Here is a 17,790-nt window from a genome sequence, read left to right on the forward strand (position 1 = left end):
CCCACGGGACGCTAGCACGCAGATTCTCACGCTGTCCGGAAAGGCCCCCTGAAGCGGCACGCACCCCGGTAAGGGCCGATCCGTACCGGGGTGCGAGGGAGACCGCGTCGGACGGCCGTGCCCCGCGCAATCGGATTCATGGGTGAACCCGCGGGGCACGGCCGTGCCGGAGCCTTCAGCCGAGCCGGGTCAGCTTCTGACCGAACTCGGGATCCTTCAGATCCTGCTGGAGAGCGACCGGGGTGCTGACCCTGCCGGGCCCCGTCCCCACGGTCACCACACCGACCTTCGTGCCCGCCTTCATGCTGCGGGAGATCGCCTTGCCGTTGTCCTTCACGGACAGTTCCACCTTCAGGCCCGGCCAGCCCTTCGCCTTGAGGTCACCGGTCGCGACCAGCGGCGTCCGGCCGCCGAACCCGTCGTCGACGTACCCGACCACATCGCCCTTCTTGACGACGGTGGCGGACGTCACGGCCTTCTGCGCATCCTTGATCAGCTTGAGGCTGTTGTTCAGCGACATCACCAGGCTGTCGTACGGCTGGCCGGTGCCCGCCTGCTGCCCCATGACCGCGCCGTAGATCCACAGCTTCTTGCCGTCCACGACCGTGTTGGCGGACCAGACGAGGTTGCCCCCGGCCGGCGTGGAGGAGCCCGTCTTGATGCCGCTCACGCCCGGCTGCAGCAGGATCGTGTTGTTGTTGTAGATCGTCGAGTCGATGCCCGGGATCTTGATCTGCGGGGTGTCGACGATCTCCCGGAGCACCTCGTTCTGCATCACGGCCCTGGCCAGTTTCAGCTGGTCGGTGGCGGTGGAGACCGTCGTCTTCTTCAGTCCGCTCGGGTCCGTGTACGTGGTGCCGGTCATGCCCAGGTCCTTGGCCGCTGCGTTCATCTTCGCGACGAACTCGGCCTCGGAGGAGTCCCAGCGGGCGAAGAGGCGCGCGGCGTTGTTCCCGGAGGGGATCATCAGGAGTTGCAGCAGCTGCTTCTCGGTGAACTGCTGCCCCTCGGTGATCGGCGCGGTGGACTCGTCACCCAGCTTGGACTCGTCCTCCGCCTGCTGGTCGACGGTGATCTTCTCACCCTGCTCCTTGCCGGTGAGCGGGTGCTCCTTGAGGACCACGTACGCCGTCATGATCTTGGCGACGCTGGCGATGGGGGCCGGCTTCTGCGCCCCGGCCGAACCGAGCGAACCGACGCCGTCCACGCTGACCGCCGACTGCCCCTGCTCGGGCCAGGAGAGCTTCAGGTCGCCGCCCTTGAAGGTGTACGACGGCTCCGCCGTCATCGTGAGCACGGGGTCCGGCAGCGGGCGCACCATCTGCACGATCGCAAACGCGATCAGCAGGAGGATGACCAGCGGCGTCCAGATCTTGACCCGGCGCACGGCCGTGCGGACCGGGGTCTCCGGCGGCGGCGGGGTGTTCGTCAGCTCGGCCAGCAGGTCGAGCGGCGGCCTCGGCGGCATTGGCTGCTGCCTGGTCCGCTCGGCGCCGCTGAGCGACGCGGCGGGCGGCTGCTGCCCGGCGCCGGCAGCGGACTCCGGCGCGGAAGCGGGTGCGGATGCGGAAGCGGAAGCGGGTGCGGATGCGTTCGGCTTACGCAGCGCGGGAGCCGGGCGCACGTCGTCCGCCCGCAGCGGCACGAACTTGCTGGTCCGCTCGGCGGGGGACTCCGGCTCCGACTCGGCCCCGGACCCCGGCTTCGCCGACGGCCGGGTGATCTTCAGAGCGGTCGTCGGCTGATCCACGCGGGGCAGCCGGGGTGCCTTGAAGACAGCCGTGGGCTGATCGATTCCACGCTTGTCCGCAGCGGCCCGCGCGCCCTCCCCGTCCGGCTTCGAGCCGGATTCCGCGGCGGCGGATTCGTCGGCGGCGGATTCGTCGGCGTCGGATTTCGCGGCGTCGGATTCCGCGGCCGGCTTCGGCTCGGATTCCGGCTTCGGCTCGGATTCCGGCTTCGGCTCGGATTCCGGCTTCGGCTCGGACGTGGCATCCGACGTCTGGCCGGACTCTTCGCGGCTCCGGGGGACGCGCGCCTCTCCGGAGGCGGCTCCGTCGTCGGAGGCATCAGAGGAATCGGAGGAATCGGAGGTGCTGGCGCTTCCGTCGGCCTCGGCGGGCGTTCCGTCGTCGGACCGGTCCTCGCCGTCACCCGGCTCGACAGCCGCGTCGGCAGCGTCGCCCCGCTCTCCGGCCTCCGCCGTCCGCTCGGACTCCTCGCCGCCCTCGACCCTCTCGCCCTCGCCGCCCTTGCCGTCGTCGGCCTTGGACACCCACGCGGCCACCGCCGCACGCAGTCGGGCGTCACCCGCCCCGGACTCGGGCTCGGCAGCCTTCTCCGGCCCCTCAGCCGGATCGGCAGCCGCGGCATCGGCCGTCGCGGCGGGCTCCGCGCCCCCTTCAGGCCCCTCGGGCGCCCCGTGCGCCTGCGCAGCGCCCGACTCGGCCTCGGAGGCCTCTACCGGGCCCTCGCGGCCTTCAGGGGCCTCCTCGGCGGCCTCGGCACCCTCGGACCGCCCTGCGGTGACCACACCCTCGCCCACGGACGCGGGCTCAGAGCCGGACGCGAGCTCGGCCTCGGAACCGGAGTCGGCCTCGGAACCGGAGTCGGCCTCAGCACCAGCCTCAGACCCGACCCCACCCTCAACGCCGGCCTCAACGCCGGCTTCGGCCCCGGAAGGCCGTGTACGGAAAACGGCCGTCGCCGTGTCCGCCCCGCCGCCGGTCTCCACCGGGGAGACGGGTTCGACGAAGACGGCAAGACGCGGATCGGCCTCGCTCCGAGTCGTTCCCGACGACTTCTGATGCTCCGACTTGCCGGGGGACTCGCCCGCCACCGATGCCTCCTCCATGCGGCGCGGGGACATGCCCGCGCTGTCCGAACCATCTACCAGTGTCCCGTGTGAACCCTTGGCCGAGCTGCTAGACGAGAACGACATACCTACTGGTTCCCGTACAAAGCCCCCAGGCACCCTCGACAGACAGATGTGAGAGGGGTCACCCTGTCACTCATCCACGCGGGGAGGCATGGATGGGCAGGAGCCGCAGAACAATTCCGGAGGAGCTTCTGCTGCTCGCTCTGGACCCGACCACGGGTACCACAGCGCAGCCGCAGTCGCTCGACCTCGGCCTCGCCGGGGCCCAGCTAGTAGAGCTGGCTCTGGCAGGACGGATAGCCCCTGACGGGGATCGTATCGCCGTGGTGATGCCACGGCCGACAGGAGATCCGACCCTGGACTCCGCACTGGAACTGCTGCGCAGACGCGGCAGCCCGGTCCGGGCCGTCCACTGGATCGGCGGACCCCGGCTGGGGCTCCGCCAGATTTACCTCGCTCATCTGGAGCGGTGCGGCATGGTGCATGCCGTGGCGGGCCAGATGTGCGGAGTGCTGCCGACGACTCGCTACCAGGCGACGGACACGGCAATCAGCCGGGACATCAGAGCCAGGCTGGACAGTGCGATCCGCACCGGCGTACCGCCGGACCCGCGGACCGCGGCGCTCGCCGCACTGGCCCACGCGGTCGGACTCGGCAAGCACCTGTACCCCGGGAACGAGGGGCGCTCCTCGCGCTCCCGGCTCCGGGACCTGATCAGACACGACCCGATGGGCGGTCTCGTGGCGCATGCCGTGATGGACGTCCAGAACGGGGCGGTCGCACAACCGCGCCGCAACCAGGCGGCCGGCGTGCCGTTGCAACCGCAAGTGCAGTCGCAGTCACGCCGCGACAGCATGGCGCACACTGCGGTCCACTAGGACCGCACGGGCGTCGCCGCAGCACCCGCACCACCCGCTTCACCGAGCACTGCACGCAGCACCCGCACCGCATCGCACCACCGCAACAACCGAATACCGCCGCACCGACGTCCCCAAGACCCGGTTCGGGAGCCGCACCAAGCGCGGGGCAGCCGGTACCACCGGCTGCCCCGCGCCGCTGCGTGTGGCCATTTCCCAGCGCGGCCGGGCCCCCGGGTGGCAATCTGCTGAGCAGTAGACACGCACAGCTACATAGCCGGAGGTGCCGTTTCCGTGCCGTCCAACGTCAATCCCACCGTCAGGCGACGCCGGTTGGGTCAGGAATTGCGCCGACTGCGCGAGATCAAGGGCATGACGGCCGAGGAGGTCGCGGAGCGGCTGCTGGTCTCGCAGTCCAAGATCAGCCGCCTCGAGAACGGCCGCCGCTCCATCAGCCAGCGCGACGTGCGCGATCTCTGCGGGGTGTACGAGGTCGAGGACGTCCGGATCGTCGACTCGCTGATGCAGATGGCCAAGGACTCCCGCCAGCAGGGCTGGTGGCATGCCTTCGGCGACATCCCGTACAGCGTCTACATCGGCCTGGAGACCGACGCGGCCTCCCTGCGCGTGTACGAGTCACTGATCGTCCCCGGCCTGTTGCAGACACGGCAGTACGCGCAGGCGGTCATCGAGGGGATGTGGCCCGAGGCCACGCCCAGCGAGATCGACAAGCGCATCCAGATCCGCCTCAAGCGCCAGGACCGCCTGACCGACCCGGTCAATCCGCTCCGCTTCTGGGCGGTCATCGACGAGGCGCTCCTGCGCCGTGTCGTCGGCAATCCGCAGATCATGGCCGACCAGTTGTCGCACTTGGCGGAGCTGAGCGAGATGCCGCATGTGACGCTCCAGGTACTGCCGTACGACGTCGGGGCCCATCCGGGAATGTACGGAAAGTTCGCCATTCTCGAATTCCAGGAGACCATGGACGCGAGCGTCGTTTATCTCGAGGGAGTCACGAGCGACCTGTACCTGGAAAAGGCGAACGACGTACAGAGCTACGCGGTGATGTACGAACACCTGCGGGCCAAAGCGCTGAGCGCGGAGCACTCCCGCGACTTCATTCTCGGTGTGGCGGAGAGCCTGCGGGCCACGAACAGCCCACCCCGCCAGCGAGAGGCGGACGATACACCGGCGCGACCTTGGACTGAAAGGTCTTAGCTGAATATGCCATCCGAATGAGTGAACGCCACTCACGTCCCATGATGTTGCGGCGTAGCGTCGCTGACAGGTCGCTGGGAGCAGTGACTGGGCACACAGCCCAACACGTGGCACAACCATCGGAGTCATTATGCTGAGTCGGCATGGCGCACTGACAGAATGGACCAAGTCCTCGTATTCCGGGCCGCATGGGGATTGCGTGGAAGTCAAGGCAGCGGTGGACCACGCGGTATTGGTCCGTGATTCGAAGAACCTGCCCAGCGGAGTTCTCGACTTCACCGCGAAGACGTGGTCGACGTTCCTCCTGGATGTCAGCCGAACCACTCAGCACTGATATCGGCCGGTGCGGCTGTCCCTCCCCACGAGCCGCAGCCTGAGTAAAGCCCTCTCGACCGGCCCGCCGTCCTGGCCGAGAGGGTAGGTGACTGACCTGACGCATGTCGTGGTCAATTCCCCAGGCTGCGGTTCCTCGCGTCAGCGAGGGACTTCCCGCAGGAAGTGAGCCCCCGCCGGAAGTGAACCCTGCGGGAAGTGAAGCCTGTCGGAGGCGACTTCCCGTCGGAGCGGACGGAATCAGCGCAGCTGATCCACGTACCGGTCCGTGCCCGGCACGGTCGGGATGAACGGCGCCACCAACTCCACCCGCCCCAGTCCCGATTCCGCGACCACCGCGTCGAGTCCGGCGAAATGCTCCGCCCAGCACTCCCTCGGGTCCTCCTGGAGGAACCAGAGCAGGGTCAGCCGGGTGTCGACGCCCTCCACCTGCTTCACATAGGTCATCCGGTCACCCGGCAACGGCGTGGGACGGAAGACGGTCACCATCGCCGCAGGCGATCCGCTCAGCAGCTTCGGCAGATGCCGCGAGCGCAGCCACTCCAGCAACTCGGCGCGCTGCTCCGGCCCTTCGGCGTCGATGACCTCAAGCACCAGTCCCTGATAGGGATGGTCGAGGGCATGGAAGTCCCGGGGCCCCGCGGCCCCGTCCCGGTAGACCGTCGCCTCATGGTCCTGGAACGCCGTGAAGACATGGGTGCGGTCCTGGTAGACCCGCCCGTCCCGGTTGAGCCGCTTGTTGATCCCGACGGTCCACTTCATGTGGTCGTCGTAGCGCCCGTCCGTCACCCAGTACGTGGAGAGGTAGCAGCCGGCCGAGACGGGCGTCGCGATCGCGGACTTGTCCGGGTACCGCAGCTCCTGGAGCTCCCGGGTGGCCACCCAGCGCCGGCCGGAGAACATCCAGGGCATGGCCATCGCGCCTGCGTAGAAGTGGTCATCTTCATACCAGCGGTTGTACGCGTACTCATGGCCCGGGTGCGGTTCCACCATCGTGATCAGCGCATGGCCGGGATGGACTCCGTACGGCCCCAGCGCGGCCAGCTCGGCGTAGGTGTCGCTCCGCGTCCCGCCGTCCCGCTCGGCGGTGTCCCGTGTTCCGTCGCTCATGCCGTTCCCCTTCCGTACTGTGCCGGAGCGACCTACTCTGACGCCCCGTCAGAAGAACTGCCAGAGCCGGGAGGCACCGATGTTGCTCGCGGGGAAGACCGTCATCGTGTCCGGGGTGGGCGCCGGACTCGGGCGTCAGATCGCGGACACGGTCGTGCGCGACGGCGGCAACGCGGTGCTCGGGGCGCGCACCGAGGCCAATCTCGCCAAGTCGGCCGCCGAGATCGATCCCGAGGGCCGCCACACCGCGCACCTGGCCACGGACATCACCGACGAGGCGCAGTGCGAGGCGCTCGCGGCGCTGGCCGTCGAACGGTTCGGGCGGATCGACGCGGTGGTCCACGTGGCCGCCTGGGACAGCTACTTCGGGGGTGTCGAGGATGCCGACCTGGACACCTGGAAGTCGGTCATCGACGTCAATCTGCTCGGCACGCTGCGGATGACGCGCGCGTGCCTGCCCGCCCTCAAGGAGCGCGGCGGTTCGGTCGTCCTCATCGGCACGCAGTCCGCGATCGCGGCGCCGTCCCAGGTGCGGCAGGCGGCGTACGCGGCCTCCAAGGGCGCGCTCACCTCAGCGATGTACTCCATGGCCTGGGAGTTCGGACCGCACCGGATCCGGGTGAACACCGTGCTGCCGGGCTGGATGTGGGGGCCGCCGGTGCAGGCGTACGTACAGTTCACCGCGCACACCGAAGGGGTGCCCGAGGCCGAGGTGCTGGGGAGGCTCTCCGAGCGCATGGCGCTTCCGGAGCTGGCCACGGACGGCGATGTGGCGGAGGCCGCGGCCTTCCTGGCCTCCGACCGGGCACGGGCGATCACCGGGCAGTCCCTGCTGGTCAACGCCGGTGAGCTGATGCGCTGACGCACTGACGCACTGACGCAGCGACGCACCAAGACTCCGGAGAAAGTCCGGAGGGAACCCGACAGGGGGTTCGGCAGAAGCAGTTCTCCTCCTTTTCGGCCGCACGGGACCCGCATCCCGTGCGGTCTCTCTGTGTTCATCGGCGTTCCTGGACGTGGACGTGTCGTCGCTCTCTGCACGGCCTGACGAAGCGCCCGCCCATCGTGTGGCCGCTGTCACGTTCACGACAACGCTTCCATGGGTCAAGAACAAGCAAAATCGTTCGCCTTACTGATCCACGTTCACACTTATGACCGTCGGGGACCTTGACCGAGGCGCCGGACAGGCGGTTCAATCCCCGGAGTCCCCGCTCCCGCACGGGGACTCCGCTGAACGGCCGTACTGACGAAGTGCGTACCCGTTCATAAGGCGGACCCCAGGAGGGGGCACATGAACAGTCTCGACTGGGTCGTGCTCATCGGCTACTTCGGCGTGATGATCGCGATCGGGCTCTGGTCCCACAAGCGCGTGGACAACGTCAGCGACTTCTTCACAGCCGGCGGCAAGATGCCGTGGTGGCTTTCCGGCATCTCGCACCACATGTCCGGCTACAGCGCAGTGATGTTCACCGGCTACGCCGGCATCGCGTACCAGTACGGCGTCACGTCCTTCGTGACGTGGTCGCTCCCGATCGCCATCGGCATCGGGATCGGCGCCAAGCTCTTCGCTCCCCGGCTCAACCGGCTGCGCTCGCGGCTGCACGTCGCCTCACCGCTCGAATACCTGAAGAACCGCTACAACATCCAGACCCAGCAGGCGCTCGCCTGGTCCGGGCTGCTGCTGAAGATCGTGGACGTCGGCGCCAAGTGGGCGGCCATCGCCACGCTGCTCTCCGTCTTCACGGGCATCACCCTCACCCAGGGCATCTTCATCACCGGCATCATCACGGCCGTCTACTGCACGGTCGGCGGCCTGTGGGCCGACGCGCTCACCGAGCTGGGGCAGTTCGTCATCCAGCTGTTCGCCGGCATCGCGATGCTCGTCACCGCGATGAGCAAGCTCGACGGCTTCTCCACCCTGTGGACGGTCTGGGACAAGCTGCCCGAGGGCCACACGGAACCGACGGCCGGCCCGTACACCGTGACCTTCCTGCTGGCCTACCTGTTCATCAAGACCTTCGAGTACAACGGCGGCATGTGGAACCAGGCCCAGCGCTACATGGCCACGGACTCCGCCGCCTCCGCGACCCGCTCGGCACGGCTCTCCGCCATCCTGTGGCTGGTCTGGCCGACGGTCCTGTTCTTCCCGATGTGGTGCGCCCCGCTGCTCGTCGACGCGCAGAAGCCGGACGCCTCGGACAGCTACGCCCTGATGACCGAGCAGCTGCTGCCGCACGGTCTGCTGGGTCTGGTCGTCGTCGGCTTCTTCTCGCACACGATGGCCATGTGTTCCTCGGACGCCAACGCCATCTCGGCCGTCTTCACCCGGGACATCGCGCCGGTCTTCTCGAAGGCCGCCCGCAACTGGAGCGACCGGGCCGGCCTGCTGGCCGCGCGGCTGTCCACACTCGGCTTCCTGGGCCTGTCCATGGCGCTGGCGACCCAGATCAACTCCCCGACGTTCAAGGACATCATCTCCGTCGTCATCAAGTGGGTCGCCGGTCTGATGGGCCCGATCGCGATCCCGTTCATGCTGGGTCTGCTGCGCAGGTTCCGTAAGTCGGGACCGACGGCGGCGCTCACCAGCTGGGCGGCCGGTCTGCTGGCGTTCTACCTCACCAACTACAACTTCGACGGTTCGGTGAAGACGGACGTCGCGCTCCAGTACCAGGTGGCACTGCCGCTGGCGATCTCCCTGGTGCTCTACATCGTCATCGGCTTCATCAAGCCGGAGGACACCCCGGAGCGCGACGCGATCATCGAGCAGATCAACTCGGACGGCGACGGCCCGGCCACCGGTGCGACCGTGCCGGCCCAGGCCGGTCCCGGCGACGTCACGGTCACGGAGGGCGTGCAGGGCGTGCAGGACGCGAAAGGCGTGAAGGACTGACGCCTGCGACTGTACGGGGGTGCGGCTGTACGGGGGTGCGGCTGTACGGGGGTGCGGCTGTACGGGGGTGCGGCTGTACGGGGGTGCGGGGGTGCGGGGGTGCGGGGCGGGGTTACGGATGCGGCGGGGTTACGGATGCACTGCCTCCCGTAACCCCGTCCCGCGCCTGTTCCCGGCTTCAGCCGCGCGGGTAGCGGGCCAGCCAGCCCGGTGCGGCGGACGCCGGGCTGTGCAGGGCGGGCCCCTGGGTCATCTCCATGGCGAAGTCGTCGGCGAGTTCGAGGAGCGTGGCGCGCCCCTCCAGTTCGACGAGCCAGGCCGGCGGCAGTGCGGTCTCGCCGTGCAGCGCGCCGAGCAGCGCCCCGCACAGGGCCCCGGTGGCCGCGGACGGCCCGCCGTGGTTCACGGCCAGCCGCAGCCCGTGCCGGACGTCCTCGCCCACCAGGGCGCAGTACACGGCGACGGCGAGCACATCCTCCGCGGAGTCCGTGTCCCCCAGCGACTCGATGAGCGCGGGGCCCGGAATGCCCTGGCGCACGGTACCCAGCGCGTGCTGGAGCGCCTCGGTGACCGGTTCGTGGCCCGGCCGTTCGGCGAGCAGGGCCAGGGCGTGCTGCACGGAGCCGTCCAGCGAATCGCCGCGCGCCAGTCCGTGCACCATCACGGCGAGGGCGCCCGCGGAGAGCAGCGCGGTGGGGTGGCCGTGGGTCTGGGCGGCGCACTCGACGGCGAGCTGGAGCACAAGCTGCGGCTCCCAGCCGACGAGCAGCCCGAAGGGGGCGGAGCGGGTGAGCGCGGCGGAGTCGTGCGCGGCGGGGTTCTTGGGCCGGTCCAGGGTGCCCATGGTGGTGTCGCCGAGACCGCCCAGGCATACCCGGGAGGGGGCGCGCCGGGCGTAGAGCCACTCCTGCCCGGCGAGCCAGCCGTTGTCCTTGCGCCGTTCGTCGGGGCCCCAGTCGCGCTGGGTGGCCGCCCAGCGCAGATGGGCCTGGTGCACATCGGTGGGCGGGTGCCAGGCGCCGGTGTCGCGGCGCACCTGGGCGCGTATCAGCCCGTCGACGGTGAACAGGGTGAGCTGAGTGGCGGCGGTGACGGTGCCGCGTGCGCCGTGGGCGAGGACGAAGTCGGTGACCCCGTCGGTCCCGTGGGCCTCCCGGATCTCCTCCAGCGCGAGCCCGTCGACGCCCGCGCCGAGGGCGTCGCCGATGGCGCCGCAGAGCAGGGCGCCGCGTACCCGGCTGCGGAAGTCCTGCTGCTCGGCGCGGCCCCAGACCGCTGTGTTCCCTGTGCTCACCGCGCCCCTCCCCCGTCTCCCTCTCGCCCTGTCCCGCGTGCGCCCGCGCGGTGGCTGCGCGGCAACTGCGCAGCACTGTAATCGAACGACCACGGGCCCGACGGGGGCGGAACGGTATGTACGAAGTGGCTGGTTCGGTTCAGTTTTGCGCGGCATTCTCCGGGGATTCCCCCGGCATCCGCTGCCCTCTGCTGTGCGCGATCCGCAGTACGTCCCCCAGTGACTCCGTGGCCCTGACGAGCGCGAACCGCACCGCCCGCTCCCCCGCGGCCCGGTCCGCCAGCACGGCCCGCGACCCGGCCCACACCTGCTCGCCGCACTCGATCTGCTCGTCCTCCATGGCATCGGCCAGCCGTGACATCAGGCTCTCGGGGTTGTCGGTGCTGAGCCAGCAGGGTTTGCCCTCCGGGGAGGACCAGGGAAGGAGGCGGGGAGGAAGGTCGGCCATGTCTGCTCCTGACGGACGGTGGCCGGTGGGCCGTGGCCGGTGGGCCGTGGGTCCCACCGACGGGTGACGGTGACGGATCGTGCTCCGATGATCACGCTCCCGCCGTACGCTCGGACAGGCAGACACGATTGCCCGCGCGCAGGACAACGGAGGGCCTCCGATGACCGAACTCACCCCCACGGACGAGGAGTCGGGCCGCGCCGCGCTCGGCCGGGCCCTTCGGTACTTACGCGAGAAGGCGGGCCTGTCGCTGGGGCAGCTCGCCGAGAAGACCCGCTACGACAAGAGCTACCTCTACCGCCTGGAGGTCAGCCAGCGCCTGTCCAAGCTCGCGGTGATGGAGGACCTGGACCGGTTCTACGACTCCGGGGGCCTGCTGGTGCAGCTCTGGAAGGTGGCGCGCAAGGAGGTCTTCAAGGACCGGTACAAGGAGTTCATGCGGCTGGAGAGCGTGGCTCGCATCATGTGGATGTACCAGCTGGCCGTTCCGGGCCTGCTTCAGACGGAGGAGTACGCACGCGAGGTGCTGTCGGCGTCCCAGACAACGGATGACAAGGCTGAGTTGATCGAAGAGCAAGTCGCCGCGCGCATGAGTCGCCAGGAACTGCTGCACCGCAGCCCGGCACCTCAGGTGCGGGTGATTCTGGACGAAGTCGCTCTCCGCCGCCCGACTGCCGATCCGAAGGTCTGGGTGGACCAGTTGGCACACCTGGCCGACGTATCCCACCTGCCATCCGTCGTCCTTCAAGTCCTTCCCTTCACTGCGGGAATCCACGGCCTGATGGGCAGTCATCTGTGGTTGCTGTGGGAACGGGACGGGAGCTCGGTTGCCTACGTAGAGGGCAATGGGTTCGGTGAGTTGATCGACGAGGCCGACAAGGTCGCCGACTATCGGCTGTCCTACGATCGGGTCCGAGATCGGGCGCTGTCCCCGTCGGACTCAATGGTGTTTATCCGGGGCGTCTTGGAGGAGCACAGACCATGAACCGTACGCTCGACCTCTCCGCCGCGAACTGGCGCAAGTCCAGCTACAGCGACGGTGGCGGCACAAACTGCGTCGAGGTGTCGGACACCTTCCCCGCCCTCGTCCCCGTACGCGACAGCAAGACACCCACCGGACCCGCGCTCGTCTTCGGGCGGGGCGCCTGGTCGGCGTTCGTAGGGTTTGCGGCAGACCGCCGAACCGTGGGGCGCACCAACTGATTTCCTGCGTCTCCGCGCCTCACTCGTCGCGAAGACCCGGCTCGGACGCTAGCTTTCTCTGGTGACCATACCGAGCCGGGTCTCACTCGGATACCTGCCGCCCGTCTCCTTCGACCAGGCGTACGGCGACCGCGAACTCCGCACAGCCGCACATGCTCTGGTCCGCCGGAGCGACTGGCGGCCTGCCCGCGATCTCCTGCTGGCCGGCGGGAGCGACTGGGCGCTCAAGGACCACCGAGTCGACTACCTCGCCCGCAAGGCCGTAGGAAGTCGCGTGCTGTGGGAGTGGGCGAACGCGGAACCGTCCGACGCCGACCCTCTGACCGTCCTCTCCCGGTCGGAGATCGTGCGCGCCTGGGCGATCCGGGGCACGACACGGGCGAAGTACGTACGCAAGAACGCCTGGCCGAAGTTCTTCGGGATTCTGGCGCATGCCGACTCCCTTGCTGCTCAGGCGGGCAAGCGGGCACCGCTGGACCCCACACCTCGGGCGACCGCGCTGCACACCGCACGTGGCCTGGAAGTACCCCGACGCGAATTCGATGCCCGTTGGGCCTCTCTCATCGCGTGTGATCCGCTGCACCGAACCGGGCACCGCCACGCTCTGCAGTACCTTTGCGCCAAGTGGTCCGGATCCCATAAAGAGATGTTCAGATTTGCCCGGAAGGCAGCGGAAGAGGCCCCCGACGGCCACCCTCTGGTCGTGTTGCCGCTCGTCGCCAATCTGGAGATGCGGATGGCCGACGAAAACATGGGTTTGGGGTCCGCACGGTTCACCGGCGACTTCGAGCGACTTCAGGCGCGCTGGATCGGGGCGCACCCCCTACAGCACCCCCGAATCGTGGAGGACCACACCTTGATCGCCTTCTATCTGCACCTTCTCCGACGCAGTCATGACGCCGCCACTCACTATCGGGCAATGGGCAGGTGCGGGTCCACGGAGGGGTGGATGTACGACGGCCGGACTCCGCGGACAGCGTTCGTCCGGGCTCGCGCTGCCGCGCTCCGGTACGACAGCGGGCAGACAGCTTAGTACCGGTGACGGCGAGAGCGCAGGCGCTGAGCGGCCGCCTACTCCTCGGCGAAGACGTCCTCGACGGACTTCGCGGCGGGGGCCCGCAGGAGCCAGCGGTTCAGGGTGTCGACATCGCCACAGGTGGTGATCCGTTCACGCGCCTCGTCCGATACATCGATGCCCGCCCGCGCGAGGAAGAGCAGGATGCCCTGCGCGACACCCTCCGCACGGCCTTCCGAGCGGCCTTCCGAGCGGCCTTCGTCCCGGATTTCTTCGGAGATGGCGGACTTGTAGAAAGAAAGGTCCACGGCCACCAGGTTCCTCCACTGTTGCGCGGCCGGGCGGTTGCCCAGGCCCTGTGCGGTGAGTTCGACAAGGGGATCGGCGATGATTTCCGGTGCGTCCCGCAGAGCGGTGGACAGCGTCTTGAGTATGGCACCGATGTCCGGATCGGCAGCGTGTGTGATGGCGGCCAGCGTGGTCAGCACGAGGTCCTTGCGGGCTTCGGCGACATTGGTGATCACCGGCATGTTGTGCGGGCCCGCGACCAGGGGACGCAGCGTGAGTGCGGGCCACTGGCGGGGGCCGATGGGGACCGGGCGGGACGCCCACTCAGCGGTCGCCCTGTCCTGGCACACGACCAGCAGGAGCGGCGGAACCCTGTACTTCGTGTACAGGTAGGACAGGTAGTAGGCCCAGCTTGCGGGCTTGTCCTCGTCCTTCTTGCCCTGGGCCTCGACGGCCAGGAGGAATGACTCGTCGCCCTCGACGTCGAGGCGCAGCAGTGTGTCCACGCGCCGTTCGACGGGGCGGTGCTCGGTGAGGTCGGTCGGCATCACCGAGACGGAGGTGGGGGCCGCGATGGGCACACCCAGTAACTCCGAGACGCGGGAGAACAGCCCCGGGTACTCCTGAAAGATGCGATGCATCGCCTCATGCGGCGAGCTGACCATGCGGATTCCTCCGGTCGGTGCGAGCCCCTTGCGCATCCACACGCACCCGGGGCCACTTCTTGCCGGGAGCATATGCCGATCAGATGGGCGCGGAATGTGGTCCCAGAGGCCCTTCACCCGACCGAGTGGCGCACTGCGAACGCGCGTGCGAACAGACCGCTTCCGGAGCTCCGACGTCCCCGCTCCGGAAGCGGTCCCTCGCTCTCGCCTCCTACTGCGGCAGCACCGGCAGCAGCTCCGGCAGGTGCCCGTCCGAGGCGGTGGCCGCCTGCACCCGCTCCTCCGGCACCTCCCCGTACAGCGTCGTACGCGGCTTCGCCGGGCGGCCGGCAGCCTCGGCCACCGCGATCAGGTCCTGCACGGACTTGTACGAGCCGTAACTCGACCCGGCCATCCGGGAGATGGTCTCCTCCATCAGCGTGCCGCCCAGGTCGTTCGCGCCCGAGCGGAGCATCTCCGCCGCACCCTCCGTGCCGAGCTTCACCCAGCTGGTCTGGATGTTGGTGATGTGCGGGTGCAGGAGGAGACGCGCCATCGCGATGACGGCCCGGTTGTCGCGGTCGGTGGGGCCGGGGCGGGCGATGCCGGCCAGGTAGACGGGCGCGTTGGTGTGGATGAAGGGGAGCGTCACGAACTCCGTGAAACCACCCGTCTCCTGCTGGAGGTTGGCCAGCGTGCGAAGGTGGCCCAGCCAGTGGCGGGGCTGGTCGACATGGCCGTACATCATCGTGGACGAGGAGCGCAGGCCCTCCTCGTGGGCGGTCCTGATGACCTCCAGCCAGGTCGCCGTGGGCAGCTTGCCCTTGGTGAGGACCCAGCGGACCTCGTCGTCCAGGATCTCGGCCGCGGTGCCGGGGATCGAGTCGAGCCCGGCCTCCTTCGCGGCGATCAGCCACTCACGGATGGACATGCCGGTACGGGTGGCCCCGTTGACGACCTCCATCGGCGAGAAGGCGTGGACGTGCATGCCGGGCACGCGTTCCTTCACGGCCTTGGCGATGTCGAAGTACGCCGTGCCGGGCAGGTCCGGGTGGATGCCGCCCTGCATGCAGACCTCGACCGCGCCGACGTCCCAGGCCTGCGCGGCCCGGTCGGCGACCTGGTCCAGGGAGAGGGTGTACGCGTCGGCGTCGGTGCGCCGCTGGGCGAAGGCGCAGAAGCGGCAGCCGGTGTAGCAGACGTTGGTGAAGTTGATGTTGCGCGTGACGATGTACGTGACGTCGTCACCGACGACGTCACGGCGCAGCGTGTCGGCGGTCCGGCACAGCTCGTCCAGTGCGGGCCCGTCCGCGTGCAGCAGGGCGAGCGCCTGGTCGTCGGTGAGCTTCGTCGGGTCGTCGGCGGCCTGGCTCAGGGCGGCCTTCACATCGGTGTCGATGCGGGACGGCACCATGCCGGGGGCGGCGGCCTCGCGGAGCGCCTCCCAGTCCCCGTACACCTCGTCGAAGTCGTCGCGCCGGTCGGCGGTGCGGCCCTCGGTGTCGATGGTGCGGTGCAGATCGGTGCGGCCGGAGGCGTTGAAGCCCTCGTCCGGCTCCTGCCAGGGCAGCCCGACGGGGATCGCGTCCTGCTTCGCGAGCCCGGTCTCCGGGTCGGCGAGGGCGCGGACGTGCGGGAGCAGCCGGGGGTCGAGCCACGGCTCGCCGCGCTGGATGAACTCCGGGTAGATGGTGAGCCGTTCACGCAGCGCGAAGCCGGACTCGGCGGTCTTCGCGGCGAGTTCGTCGATGTGCGGCCAGGGACGCTCGGGGTTCACATGGTCCGGGGTGAGCGGCGAGACGCCGCCCCAGTCGTCGATCCCGGCGCCGATGAGGAGGGCGTACTCCGCGTCGACCAGGTTCGGCGGGGCCTGGATGCGGGCGGACGGGCCGAGGATGTGGCGGGCGACGGCGATGGCCGCGGCCAGCTCCTCCAGCTCCGCGTCCGGCATGCCGCGCATCGCCGTGTCGGGCTTGGCGCGGAAGTTCTGGACGATGACTTCCTGGATGCCGTGGTAGGCGCGGGCGGTCTTGCGCAGCTCGAAGAGGGAGTCGGCGCGCTCCTCGTACGACTCGCCGATGCCGATGAGGATGCCGGTGGTGAAGGGCACGTTGGACCGGCCGGCGTCCTCCAGGACGCGCAGCCGTACGGCCGGTTCCTTGTCCGGGGAGCCGTGGTGCGGGCCGCCGGGCTCGGACCACAGCCGGGTCGCGGTCGTCTCCAGCATCATGCCCATGGAGGGCGCGACGGGCTTGAGCCGCTGGAGGTCGGTCCAGGTCAGCACACCCGGGTTGAGGTGCGGCAGGAGACCCGTCTCCTCGAGCACGCGGATCGCCATGGCCCGTACGTACGCGAGGGTGTCGTCGTACCCCTCGGCCTCCAGCCACTCCCTCGCCTCGGGCCAGCGGTCCTCGGGCCGGTCGCCCAGCGTGAACAGCGCTTCCTTGCAGCCCATCTCCGCGCCCTTGCGGGCGATGTCGAGGACCTCGTCCGGGGACAGGAACATGCCGTGGCCGTCGCGCCGGAGCTTGCCGGGGACGGTGACGAAGGTGCAGTAGTGGCACTTGTCGCGGCAGAGCCGGGTCAGCGGGATGAAGACCTTGCGGGAGTACGTGATGACACCGGGCCGGCCCGCCGCCTCCAGGCCCGCGTCCCGTACCCGGGCGGCGGAGGCGGCGAGATCGGTGAGATCGTCACCGCGCGCCTGGAGCAGGACGGCGGCCTCGGTCACATCGAGGGCGACACCGTCACGGGCACGCTTGAGGGCACGTCGCATGGAGTTGGTGGTGGGGCGTCCGCGCTGAGGATCGGTCATGAACCGAGCATACGAGCGAGTAGCCGGCCGGTGACGGGCCGGATCTCCCGCAGGTCACTCGCGCCCCTGGCGCCTCGGCCGCACAAGGGTCCCCGACCCGTAGGCTCGGCCCGGTGATGGAAACGATCGTCCTCGACATCGGCGAGACACTCATCCGCGACGACCGCTACTGGGCCTCCTGGGCCAACTGGCTCGGCGTCCCGCCGCACACACTGAGTGCGCTGGTCGGGGCCGCGGTCGTCCAGGGGCGGGACAGCGCCGACGCGCTGACCATGCTGCGCCCCGACATAGACGTCACCGAAGCCTCGCAGGCCCGGACGGCGGCCGGGCGCGGCGAGCACCTGGACGAGTCGGACCTGTACCCGGACGTCCGGCCGGCGCTGGCGGAACTGCGCTCGCTGGGCGTACGCGTGGTGGTCGCGGGCAACGGGACGGTGCGGGCCGGGGAGCTGCTGCGGGCACTGGATCTGCCGGCGGACCTGGTGGTCACCTCGGACGAGTGGGGCGTCGCCAAGCCGGACCCGGAGTTCTTCGCCCGTGTCCTGGAGGTGTCCGGCTCGGCCCCGCAGTCGACGCTGTACGTGGGCGACCACCCGGCGGGCGACCTGTTCCCGGCCAAGTCCTCGGGGCTGCTGGCGGCGCACATCCGGCGGGGTGCGTGCGGGTACTGGTGGGCGGACCACCCGGATGTGGTCGACACCGCGGACTTCCGCATCAACGCGCTGACGGACCTGCCGGCCCTGGTGAGCCAGGTCCCGGACCCACCGCGCCCGAGGGCACTGCGGGCGCTGTAAGAG

15 protein-coding genes are annotated in these 17,790 nt (G+C 69.4%); 9 read left to right on the top strand and 6 right to left on the bottom strand.

Annotated features, from left to right (window positions below; genetic code table 11):
- Nucleotides 1-175: 175 nt before the first annotated feature.
- Nucleotides 176-2,869, bottom strand: coding sequence for a serine hydrolase (locus OG782_RS15170; RefSeq protein WP_406451190.1), 2,694 nt, complete (start codon nucleotides 2,867-2,869; stop codon nucleotides 176-178).
- A gap of 164 nt (nucleotides 2,870-3,033) precedes the next feature.
- Here OG782_RS15170 and OG782_RS15175 point away from each other — a divergent pair, with 164 nt between their 5' ends.
- The 3 genes from OG782_RS15175 to OG782_RS15185 all read left to right on the top strand — a co-directional run bounded on the left by OG782_RS15175 (nucleotide 3,034) and on the right by OG782_RS15185 (nucleotide 5,287).
- Nucleotides 3,034-3,756, top strand: coding sequence for a GPP34 family phosphoprotein (locus OG782_RS15175; RefSeq protein WP_250969254.1), 723 nt, complete (start codon nucleotides 3,034-3,036; stop codon nucleotides 3,754-3,756).
- A 273-nt stretch (nucleotides 3,757-4,029) separates the two neighbouring features.
- Entirely contained in the window at nucleotides 4,030-4,953 is a 924-nt protein-coding gene (locus OG782_RS15180) for a helix-turn-helix domain-containing protein (RefSeq protein WP_406451192.1), read from the top strand.
- 130 nt (nucleotides 4,954-5,083) lie between these two features.
- Nucleotides 5,084-5,287, top strand: a complete 204-nt coding sequence (locus OG782_RS15185) for a DUF397 domain-containing protein (RefSeq protein WP_406451194.1) — start codon at nucleotides 5,084-5,086, stop codon at nucleotides 5,285-5,287.
- Between the two features lie 239 nt (nucleotides 5,288-5,526).
- On the opposite strand, the gene OG782_RS15190 is transcribed toward OG782_RS15185, so the two are convergent.
- Nucleotides 5,527-6,396 (bottom strand): hypothetical protein, encoded by an 870-nt coding sequence (locus OG782_RS15190; protein ID WP_406451196.1) that lies wholly within the window; start codon nucleotides 6,394-6,396, stop codon nucleotides 5,527-5,529.
- Between the two features lie 79 nt (nucleotides 6,397-6,475).
- Here OG782_RS15190 and OG782_RS15195 point away from each other — a divergent pair, with 79 nt between their 5' ends.
- Together OG782_RS15195 and OG782_RS15200 are read left to right on the top strand one after the other, a co-directional pair.
- Nucleotides 6,476-7,258 carry an SDR family oxidoreductase gene (locus OG782_RS15195; protein WP_406451198.1) on the top strand — a complete coding sequence of 261 codons (783 nt, stop codon included), beginning with the start codon at nucleotides 6,476-6,478 and terminating at the stop codon, nucleotides 7,256-7,258.
- Nucleotides 7,259-7,687: 429 nt separating this feature from the next.
- The gene (locus OG782_RS15200) at nucleotides 7,688-9,286 is read left to right on the top strand and encodes a sodium:solute symporter family protein (RefSeq protein ID WP_406451200.1); all 1,599 of its coding nucleotides are present in this window, start codon (nucleotides 7,688-7,690) and stop codon (nucleotides 9,284-9,286) included.
- 178 nt (nucleotides 9,287-9,464) lie between these two features.
- Here the strand turns inward: OG782_RS15200 and OG782_RS15205 are convergent, their stop codons facing one another.
- A complete protein-coding gene (locus tag OG782_RS15205; RefSeq protein WP_406451202.1) occupies nucleotides 9,465-10,580 on the bottom strand; it encodes an ADP-ribosylglycohydrolase family protein in 1,116 nt (371 codons plus the stop codon).
- A gap of 139 nt (nucleotides 10,581-10,719) precedes the next feature.
- Nucleotides 10,720-11,028, bottom strand: coding sequence for a hypothetical protein (locus OG782_RS15210; RefSeq protein WP_406451204.1), 309 nt, complete (start codon nucleotides 11,026-11,028; stop codon nucleotides 10,720-10,722).
- 160 nt (nucleotides 11,029-11,188) lie between these two features.
- On the opposite strand from OG782_RS15210, the gene OG782_RS15215 reads away from it, so the two are divergent.
- From OG782_RS15215 to OG782_RS15225, 3 genes are all read left to right on the top strand, one after another.
- On the top strand, nucleotides 11,189-12,013 hold the full coding sequence (locus OG782_RS15215; RefSeq protein WP_406451206.1) for a helix-turn-helix domain-containing protein: 825 nt from the start codon (nucleotides 11,189-11,191) through the stop codon (nucleotides 12,011-12,013).
- Complete coding sequence (locus tag OG782_RS15220; protein ID WP_406451208.1) at nucleotides 12,010-12,231, top strand: DUF397 domain-containing protein; 222 nt, start codon at nucleotides 12,010-12,012, stop codon at nucleotides 12,229-12,231. Before OG782_RS15215 ends, OG782_RS15220 begins: the two co-directional genes overlap by 4 nt.
- 61 nt (nucleotides 12,232-12,292) lie before the next feature.
- A complete protein-coding gene (locus tag OG782_RS15225) occupies nucleotides 12,293-13,264 on the top strand; it encodes a hypothetical protein (protein WP_406451210.1) in 972 nt (323 codons plus the stop codon).
- A 38-nt stretch (nucleotides 13,265-13,302) separates the two neighbouring features.
- On the opposite strand, the gene OG782_RS15230 is transcribed toward OG782_RS15225, so the two are convergent.
- Together OG782_RS15230 and OG782_RS15235 are read right to left on the bottom strand one after the other, a co-directional pair.
- Entirely contained in the window at nucleotides 13,303-14,199 is an 897-nt protein-coding gene (locus tag OG782_RS15230) for a hypothetical protein (protein ID WP_406451212.1), read from the bottom strand.
- Between the two features lie 211 nt (nucleotides 14,200-14,410).
- Nucleotides 14,411-16,993: a bifunctional FO biosynthesis protein CofGH gene (locus OG782_RS15235; RefSeq protein ID WP_406451214.1), complete on the bottom strand. Its 2,583-nt coding sequence runs from the start codon at nucleotides 16,991-16,993 to the stop codon at nucleotides 14,411-14,413.
- A 116-nt stretch (nucleotides 16,994-17,109) separates the two neighbouring features.
- Between OG782_RS15235 and OG782_RS15240 the strand changes: the two genes are divergently transcribed.
- Entirely contained in the window at nucleotides 17,110-17,787 is a 678-nt protein-coding gene (locus OG782_RS15240) for an HAD family hydrolase (protein WP_406459087.1), read from the top strand.
- Nucleotides 17,788-17,790: the final 3 nt, after the last annotated feature.

It is taken from the genome of Streptomyces sp. NBC_00876 (genome assembly GCF_045207435.1).
Taxonomy (GTDB): Bacteria; Actinomycetota; Actinomycetes; order Streptomycetales; family Streptomycetaceae; genus Streptomyces.

Excerpts from the sequence above, each read along its gene's own strand:
- OG782_RS15170 (WP_406451190.1), bottom strand. The coding sequence starts at position 2,869 with ATGTCCCCGCGCCGCATGGAGGAGGCATCGGTGGCGGGCGAGTCCCCC.
- OG782_RS15175 (WP_250969254.1), top strand. The coding sequence starts at position 3,034 with ATGGGCAGGAGCCGCAGAACAATTCCGGAGGAGCTTCTGCTGCTCGCT.
- OG782_RS15185 (WP_406451194.1), top strand. The coding sequence starts at position 5,084 with ATGCTGAGTCGGCATGGCGCACTGACAGAATGGACCAAGTCCTCGTAT.
- OG782_RS15190 (WP_406451196.1), bottom strand. The coding sequence starts at position 6,396 with ATGAGCGACGGAACACGGGACACCGCCGAGCGGGACGGCGGGACGCGG.
- OG782_RS15195 (WP_406451198.1), top strand. The coding sequence starts at position 6,476 with ATGTTGCTCGCGGGGAAGACCGTCATCGTGTCCGGGGTGGGCGCCGGA.
- OG782_RS15200 (WP_406451200.1), top strand. The coding sequence starts at position 7,688 with ATGAACAGTCTCGACTGGGTCGTGCTCATCGGCTACTTCGGCGTGATG.
- OG782_RS15210 (WP_406451204.1), bottom strand. The coding sequence starts at position 11,028 with ATGGCCGACCTTCCTCCCCGCCTCCTTCCCTGGTCCTCCCCGGAGGGC.
- OG782_RS15215 (WP_406451206.1), top strand. The coding sequence starts at position 11,189 with ATGACCGAACTCACCCCCACGGACGAGGAGTCGGGCCGCGCCGCGCTC.
- OG782_RS15220 (WP_406451208.1), top strand. The coding sequence starts at position 12,010 with ATGAACCGTACGCTCGACCTCTCCGCCGCGAACTGGCGCAAGTCCAGC.
- OG782_RS15230 (WP_406451212.1), bottom strand. The coding sequence starts at position 14,199 with ATGGTCAGCTCGCCGCATGAGGCGATGCATCGCATCTTTCAGGAGTAC.
- OG782_RS15235 (WP_406451214.1), bottom strand. The coding sequence starts at position 16,993 with ATGACCGATCCTCAGCGCGGACGCCCCACCACCAACTCCATGCGACGT.
- OG782_RS15240 (WP_406459087.1), top strand. The coding sequence starts at position 17,110 with ATGGAAACGATCGTCCTCGACATCGGCGAGACACTCATCCGCGACGAC.